We start from the raw sequence: 7188 nt of genomic DNA, 5'->3' as shown, positions 1-7188 counted from the left end.
GTCAACTTCGGCCAGGTCAACATGCTGCTGCTGTTCCTGGTGGCGGTGGACCTGCTGTGGCTGCTGCCGGCCCGCAGCCGCTGGGCGGGCGTGGGCATCGGCCTGGCCACCGCGATCAAGCTGACGCCCGGCATCTTCATCGTCTACCTGCTGGTCACCGGCCGCTGGCGGGCCGCCGCCACGTCGGTCGGCACGGCTGCCGTCGCCACGCTCGTGGCCGCCGGTCTCTTCCCGGACGCCTCCCGGGAGTTCTGGACCGAGGCGCTGTGGAACACCGACCGGGTCGGTGAACTGGCGTTCGTCTCCAACCAGTCGCTGCGCGGGGTGGTGGCCCGGCTCGACCCGCAGCACCCCAGCACGATCGCCTGGCTGGCGCTCGTACTCCTGACGCTCGTGGTGTGGGCGTGGCGGTCGCGGGCGGCGGTGGCCGCCGGCGACGAGGCCACCGGCCTGGCCCTGACCGGCGCCGTGATGTGCCTGGTCAGCCCGGTCACCTGGGTGCACCACCTGGTGTGGCTGCTGCCCGGGTTGATCCTGCTCGTGGACAACGGCATGGCGGCGCCCGCGCGCAGCCGGCGGCGCCGTCTGCTGCTGGCCGCCGCGTTGATCGGGTACGCGCTGCTGTGTAGCCGGATCGTCTGGGCCTGGGAGAAGGACTTCACCGGCGTGGACGGCTTCCTCGGCAGCAACACGTACGTGTGGATCAGCCTGGCGTTGCTGCTGGGGCTGCCGATCCGGCGCTGGCTCACCCCGGACGGCGGTGGGCGTCCCGGCGGGGAGGTCCCGGCCGGGTCAGCCTCCGGCGGTGTAGCGCAGCTCGCGGAGCAGGAGCGGGGGGAGTCCGCCGGACAGCGGCACCGGATAGGTGGACTCCTCGCCGTCCGGTGAGTGCCCGGCCCGCTCGTAGAAGCGGCGCGCCCGGGCGTTGTCGGCGAGCACCCAGAGCCGGTACCCGGTCCAGCCCCGCTCGGCCAGGCCGTCCCGGGCCGCCGCGAGCAGCGTCCGGGCGACACCCGAACCCCAGTACGCGGGCTCCACGTAGATCGCCAACAGCTCACCGTGCGCCGGGTCCAGGTCGCCGCGGTCCTGGTTGTTCCGGTACGGCCCGAACGTGGTGAACCCGACGATCGTGCCGCCGTCCTCGGCGACGAGCGTGGTGAACGGGTGCTCCGGGTCGGCGGTGCCGAGGTCGCGGCGGCGCTGGGCCCAGGCGGCCGGGTTCAGCCGGGCCAGCACCTCCGTGGGCATGATCCCGGCGTAACCGGACTGCCATCCGTGGACGTGCACCCGGGCGATCGCCTCGGCGTCGTCCGGTTCCTCCCGGCGAATGGTGAGCATCTGTCCGTTCTATGCCCAGACGGGCGATCGGTCCAGCCGCCGCTCCCGGTGTCGTTCCGCTGGATTAGGGTCGCCGGCGATGGCCGTACCGGAATCGCTCTCCCTCGCCCAGGCCCGCCGGATCGCCCTGGCCGCCCAGGGCTTCGCCGACCCGGCGCCTGCCGGCGTGCCCACCCGGCGGCACCTGCGCCGGGTGCTCGACCGGGTCGGGCTGATCCAGATGGACTCGGTGAACGTGCTCCAGCGGGCGCACTACCTGCCGCTCTACAGCCGGCTCGGGCCCTACCCGACCGCGCTGCTGGACACCGCCGCCTACCGCCGCCCGCGTGAGCTGTTCGAGTACTGGGCGCACGAGGCGTCGCTGGTGCCGGTCGGGCTGCACCCGGCGCTGCGCTGGCGGATGGCGAAGGCCCGCGACGAGGCGTGGGGCGGCATGCGCCGGATCGCCCAGGAGCAGCCCGGGCTGGTCGCCTGGGTCCGCGACGAGGTGGCCGCCCGGGGGCCGTTGACCGCGGCCGAGATCGAGCACGACGCGCCCCGGGAGACCGGCAACTGGGGCTGGAACTGGTCCGCCGTGAAGCGGGCGCTGGAGTTCCTGTTCTGGGCCGGCGAGGTCACCGCCGCCGAGCGCACCAACTCGTTCGCCCGCCGCTACGACCTGCCCGAGCGGGTGCTCCCGGCCGCCGTGCTGGACGCGCCCACCCCGACCGACGCCGAGGCGTACCGGACGCTCGTCTCGATCGCGGCCCGCTGCCTCGGCGTGGCCGCCGAGCCGGAGCTGCGCGACTACTTCCGGCTGCCGGTGGCCGGGGCGCGGCAGGCGGTGGCCGACCTGGTCGAGGCGGGCGAGCTGACCCCGGTCACCGTGCAGGGCTGGCGGCACCCCGCCTATCTGCACGCCGACGCCCGGATGCCCCGCTGGGTACGCGGCAACACGCTGGTCAGCCCGTTCGACCCGCTGGTCTGGGAGCGGGCGCGCACGGAGCGGCTGTTCGGCTTCACCTACCGGATCGAGATCTACGTGCCCGCGCCGCAGCGGGTGTACGGCTACTACGTGCTGCCGTTCCGCCAGGGCGAGCGCTTCACCGCCCGGGTCGATCTCAAGGCCGACCGGAAGGCCGGCGTGCTGCTGGTGCCGGCCGCCTGGGTCGAGCCGGGCGCCGACCCGGGGGAGACCGCTGTGGCGCTCGCCGCCGAGCTGTACCGGCTGGCCGGGTGGCTCGGCCTGGACGCGGTCGCCCCGCCCGCCGCAGGCGACCTCGCGGGGCCGCTGGCCGCCGCGCTGGTGGGCGTGGCCGGTGTACGGTGAGCGCGTGACGAGCGTTGACCGGCCTGCCACCGAGCCCGACCCGCACGCCCACAGTGAGCCGCACGTCCACGCTGGGCCGCACGCTCCCGACGGGTCGTGGCAGGGGCCGTACCCGGTCGCGTACCAGCCGGTCGAGACCGACCGGTTCACCCGTATGGTCCTGCGCCTGCACGCCCGCGCCCCGCGCTGGGCGGTGCCGCTGGCCGCGCTCGGCTGCGTCGTCCTCGGCCTGGCGTACGCGATGATCAGCAACCCGACGCAGAGCGACCCGGACGCCCGTCCGACCTGCCTGCTCAAGCTCACCACCGGGCTCGACTGCCCGGGCTGCGGCGGGACCCGCGCGCTCTGGTACGTGCTGCACGGCGACCTGCCGGCCGCCGCCCGGCACCACTTCCTGTTCGTGTTCGCGCTGCCGTTCCTGACCTGGCTCTTCGTGACCTGGGCCGGCAACCGGGCGTTCGGCTGGAAGCTGCCCGAGCCGCGGTTCAGCCCCAAGGCGATCGGGTTGTTCCTGGCCGCCTGGGGGGTCTTCTCGGTGGCCCGCAACCTGCCGTGGGCGCCCTTCACCTCGCTCTACGTCTAGCCTCCCACCGAGGGACCGCGCTGACGCGAGGGCCGGGAGATCTTGGACACCCGGGCTGAGCTGGGCGGCAGGTCGGCCGCGCGCCCGATTTCCGCGCCGGGCGAGGGCCAACTACAGTCCCAGGAATGCCGGAGATGGTGCAGCCCCAGGTCAAGTTGATCGCGTGGACCCAGTTCCAGGCGCCCGAAGAGGTGCCCTGGTCCACCGACGCCGACGGCGGGCAGGCGCTCGCCGAGTTCGCCGGCCGGGCCTGCTACCAGAGCTGGAAGAAGCCGAACCCGGCCACCGCCACCAACGCGGGCTACCTGGCGCACATCCTGGAGGTCGGCCACCTGAGCGTGCTGGAGCACGGCTCGGTGAGCTTCTACTTCAGCGGCGTGTCGCGGTCGTTCACGCACGAGCTGATCCGGCACCGGCACTTCTCCTACTCGCAGCTCTCCCAGCGCTACGTGCCGGAGCGGGACGCGGCGATGGTCGAGCCGTCGGTGATCGCCGACGACCCGGAGCTGCACAAGAAGTTCGTCGAGGCCACCGACGCGGCGGTGCGGGCGTACACCGAGTTGCTGGAGGGGCTGGAGGCCCGCTTCACCGACGAGCCCAACCCGACGCTGCGCCGCAAGCAGGCGCGCCAGGCGGCGCGGGCGGTGCTGCCGAACGCCACCGAGACGCGGATCGTGGTGACCGGCAACTACCGCGCGTGGCGGCACTTCGTCAAGATGCGCGCCACCGAGCACGCCGACGTGGAGATCCGCGAGCTGGCGGTGGAGTGCCTGCGGCAGCTCAAGGGCGTCGCGCCGAACGTGTTCGCCGACTTCGAGATCTCCACCCTGCCCGACGGCACCGAGGTGGCGGCGTCCCCGTACGCCGAGTGACCTGTCGCCCTTCGCCGCCGGGTCACCGGTGGTCGTCCGCTAGGTTGTGAGCATGACGCACGACCACTCCGCCGCCCCGAGCCGGGGCGCGTCGCGCCCGTTCGGGCGAGTGATGACGGCCATGGTGACCCCGTTCACGCCGGACGGCGGGCTCGATCTCGCCGGCGCCGCCCGGCTGGCCGAGTACCTCGTGGACGAGCAGCGCAACGACGCGCTGGTCCTCAACGGCACCACCGGTGAGTCACCGACCACCACCGACGCGGAGAAGGAGTCGCTGATCCGCGCCGTGGCCGAGGCGGTGGGCGACCGGGCCCGCATCGTCGCCGGGGTGGGCACCAACGACACCCGGCACACAGTCGAGCTGGCCACCCAGGCCGAGAAGGCCGGCGCGCACGGCCTGCTGGTGGTGACGCCCTACTACAACAAGCCGCCGCAGGCCGGGCTGCTGCGTCACTTCACCACCGTCGCGGACGCCACCGGCCTGCCGGTCATGCTCTACGACATCCCGCACCGCTCCGGCGTGGAGATCGCCACCGAGACGCTGGTGAAGCTGGCCGAGCACGGCCGCATCGTGGCAGTGAAGGACGCCAAGAGCGACCTGACCGCCACCTCCTGGGTGCTGGCCCGCAGCGACCTCGCGTTCTACAGCGGCGAGGACGCGCTCACCCTGCCGATGCTGTCGATCGGCGCGGTCGGCGTGGTCGGCACCTCCACCCACTTCACCGGCGCGCCGACCAAGCAGATGATCGAGGCGTTCGAGGCGGGCGACAACGCCCGGGCGCTCGCCCTGCACCGGCAGTTGCTGCCGCTCTACACCGGCATCTTCCGCACCCAGGGCACGATCCTGGTCAAGGCGGGTCTCGCGGCCCAGGGCCGCCCGGCCGGCCCGGTGCGACCGCCGCTGGTGGACGCCACCGGCGACGAACTGGCCCAGCTGCGCGCCGACTGCGCGGCGGCGGGCCTGCCCCTGCCCGAATGAACAAACGACACGACGGACGCCGCGCGACGGCGTCGCAGAATGAGGTGACGCGTGACCGAGGCGCACATCGAGGGTGAGCTGCCCCCGCCGCTGCCCGAGGGCGGCCTGCGGATCATCCCGCTCGGCGGACTCGGCGCCATCGGCCGGAACATGACCGTCTTCGAGTACGACGGCAAGCTGCTCATCGTCGACTGCGGGGTGCTGTTCCCCGACGTCGAGCAGCCGGGCGTGGACCTGATCCTGCCCGACTTCGGCCCGATCCTGGACCGGCTGGCCGACGTGCAGGCGATCGTGCTCACGCACGGCCACGAGGACCACATCGGCGCGGTGCCGTACCTGCTCGCGCACAAGCCGGACATCCCGCTCGTCGGCTCCCAGTTCACGCTCGCGCTGGTCGAGGCGAAACTGGCCGAGCGGCGGATCCAGCCGTACACGCTGACCGTGCGGGAGGGCGGCCGGGAACGGCTGGGCCCGTTCGAGTGCGAGTTCTTCGCGGTGAACCACTCGATCCCGGACGCGCTGGCGGTGGCCATCCGTACGCCCGCCGGCCTGGTGCTGCACACCGGCGACTTCAAGATGGACCAGCTTCCGCTGGACGGGCGGATCACCGACCTGGCCGGGTTCGCCCGGCTCGGCGCCGAGGGCGTCGACCTGCTGCTGTCGGACTCGACGAACGCGGAGATCCCCGGCTTCGTCACGCCGGAGAAGGAGATCGGCCCGGTCCTCGACTCGATCTTCGCGAAGGCCAAGGGGCGGATCATCGTCGCCTCGTTCGCCTCGCACGTGCACCGGGTGCAGCAGGTCTTCGACTCGGCGGTCGAGCACGGCCGCAAGGTGGCGCTGATCGGCCGGTCCATGGTCCGCAACATGGGCATCGCCCGCGACCTGGGCCTGCTGAACATCCCGCCCGGCCTGGTGGTCGGGATCGAGGAGGCCACGAACCTGCCGCCCGAGCAGATCGTGCTGATGTCCACCGGTTCGCAGGGCGAGCCGATGAGCGCGCTGGGCCGGATGGCCAGCGGCGACCACCGGCACATCACCATCGCGCCCGGCGACACCGTGGTGCTGGCGTCCTCGCTGGTGCCCGGTAACGAGACCTCGGTCTACCGGGTGATCAACCGGCTGGCCCGTGCCGGTGCCGTGGTGGTGCACAAGGACGTGGCGAAGGTGCACGTCTCCGGCCACGCCCCGGCCGGCGAGCTGCTCTACCTGCTCAACGTCGTCCGCCCGAGCAACCTGATGCCGGTGCACGGCGAGTGGCGGCACCTGCGGGCGCACGCCCGGCTCGGCATCGAGTCCGGCGTCGCGCCGGACCGGGTCGTGCTCTGCGAGGACGGCGACGTGGTCGACCTGGTCGAGGGCCGCGCGAGCCTGGTCGGCCGGGTCAAGAGCCGGTACGTCTACGTCGACGGCCTCGCCGTCGGCGACGTCAGCGAGTCGCTGCTCACCGAGCGGCGGATCCTCGGCGACGGCGGTTTCATCGCCGCGACGGTCGTGGTCGACTCGGTCACCGGCAAGGTGGTCGCCGGGCCGACCGTCTCGGCGAAGGGCTTCTCCGAGGACCCGGCCGCCTTCAACGCGGTGGTTCCGCTGGTCACCGAGGCGCTGAACCGGGCCGCCGCGGACGGCATCACCGACCCGCACCAGCTCCAGCAGATCGTCCGCCGCACCGTCGGACGCTGGGTCAACGACGCGTACCGCCGTCGGCCGATGATCGTCCCGACAGTCGTCGAGGTCTGACCCGACCGCGCCGCGCGCCGGTCCACCGTCCACGGTGGGCCGGCGCCGTCGCTTTCCGGGTACGTCCCGACACGCCGCGTCGAAACCCTCCGGTAACCCTCATCCGATCGGCGTCCGTCTCCGTACTCCGGGACGGCCGGCGTGCCCCTGCGCCGGCCGGGAGGAGCGTGGCGGATGGACCGCAGACGGATGACAGCCATCGGCGTACTGGTGGCGGCGGCCGGGTTGACGGCGGCGGTGACCGTACCGTCGTTCGCCGGCGAGGAACCCCGGCGGGCCGCGCCGGCCACCGACGGCGTCGCCCCGGAGGTCCTGGACGCGATGGGCCGCGACCTCTCCCTCACCCGTGACCAGGCGGTGAAGCGGC

Annotated in this window: 7 protein-coding genes and 1 pseudogene; 7 read left to right on the top strand and 1 reads right to left on the bottom strand. The window is 73.1% G+C overall.

All coding sequences use genetic code 11. The annotated features are described in order from the left end of the window. Nucleotides 1-888: glycosyltransferase 87 family protein (locus KBX39_RS18215; RefSeq protein ID WP_210871659.1), on the top strand; the 888-nt coding region annotated here is incomplete at its 5' end. Here KBX39_RS18215 and KBX39_RS18210 read toward each other — a convergent pair. Beyond that, the gene (locus tag KBX39_RS18210; protein ID WP_069089334.1) at nt 793-1338 is read right to left on the bottom strand and encodes a GNAT family N-acetyltransferase; all 546 of its coding nucleotides are present in this window, start codon (nt 1336-1338) and stop codon (nt 793-795) included. The two genes, KBX39_RS18215 and KBX39_RS18210, sit on opposite strands and share 96 nt — an antisense overlap. Nucleotides 1339-1417: 79 nt before the next feature. Between KBX39_RS18210 and KBX39_RS18205 the strand changes: the two genes are divergently transcribed. The 6 genes and pseudogenes from KBX39_RS18205 to KBX39_RS18180 all read left to right on the top strand — a co-directional run. Beyond that, complete coding sequence (locus KBX39_RS18205; RefSeq protein ID WP_043325793.1) at nt 1418-2647, top strand: winged helix-turn-helix domain-containing protein; 1230 nt, start codon at nt 1418-1420, stop codon at nt 2645-2647. Then, on the top strand, nt 2637-3230 hold the full coding sequence (locus KBX39_RS18200) for a DUF2752 domain-containing protein (RefSeq protein ID WP_312247454.1): 594 nt from the start codon (nt 2637-2639) through the stop codon (nt 3228-3230). The genes KBX39_RS18205 and KBX39_RS18200 overlap by 11 nt, the downstream gene beginning before the upstream one ends. A 134-nt stretch (nt 3231-3364) precedes the next feature. After that, nucleotides 3365-4102: an FAD-dependent thymidylate synthase gene (gene thyX, locus KBX39_RS18195; RefSeq protein ID WP_064447262.1), complete on the top strand. Its 738-nt coding sequence runs from the start codon at nt 3365-3367 to the stop codon at nt 4100-4102. Nucleotides 4103-4154: 52 nt separating this feature from the next. Then, complete coding sequence (gene dapA, locus KBX39_RS18190) at nt 4155-5081, top strand: 4-hydroxy-tetrahydrodipicolinate synthase (RefSeq protein WP_043325790.1); 927 nt, start codon at nt 4155-4157, stop codon at nt 5079-5081. A gap of 51 nt (nt 5082-5132) precedes the next feature. Further along, a complete protein-coding gene (locus tag KBX39_RS18185) occupies nt 5133-6821 on the top strand; it encodes a ribonuclease J (protein ID WP_043325788.1) in 1689 nt (562 codons plus the stop codon). A gap of 174 nt (nt 6822-6995) precedes the next feature. Then, a pseudogene (locus KBX39_RS18180) lies at nt 6996-7188 on the top strand (S1 family peptidase); the annotation flags it as partial.

Source organism: Micromonospora sp. D75 (assembly GCF_018070405.1).
GTDB classification, from domain to species: Bacteria; Actinomycetota; Actinomycetes; order Mycobacteriales; family Micromonosporaceae; genus Micromonospora; species Micromonospora chalcea.
The sequence above is the reverse complement of the archived record's forward strand: the minus strand, read 5'-3'. Positions and strand labels throughout refer to the sequence as shown.

What these genes read in the sequence shown, in the direction of transcription:
- KBX39_RS18210 (WP_069089334.1), bottom strand. Translation starts at nt 1,338, where the DNA reads ATGCTCACCATTCGCCGGGAGGAACCGGACGACGCCGAGGCGATCGCC.
- KBX39_RS18205 (WP_043325793.1), top strand. Translation starts at nt 1,418, where the DNA reads ATGGCCGTACCGGAATCGCTCTCCCTCGCCCAGGCCCGCCGGATCGCC.
- thyX (WP_064447262.1), top strand. Translation starts at nt 3,365, where the DNA reads ATGGTGCAGCCCCAGGTCAAGTTGATCGCGTGGACCCAGTTCCAGGCG.
- dapA (WP_043325790.1), top strand. Translation starts at nt 4,155, where the DNA reads ATGACGCACGACCACTCCGCCGCCCCGAGCCGGGGCGCGTCGCGCCCG.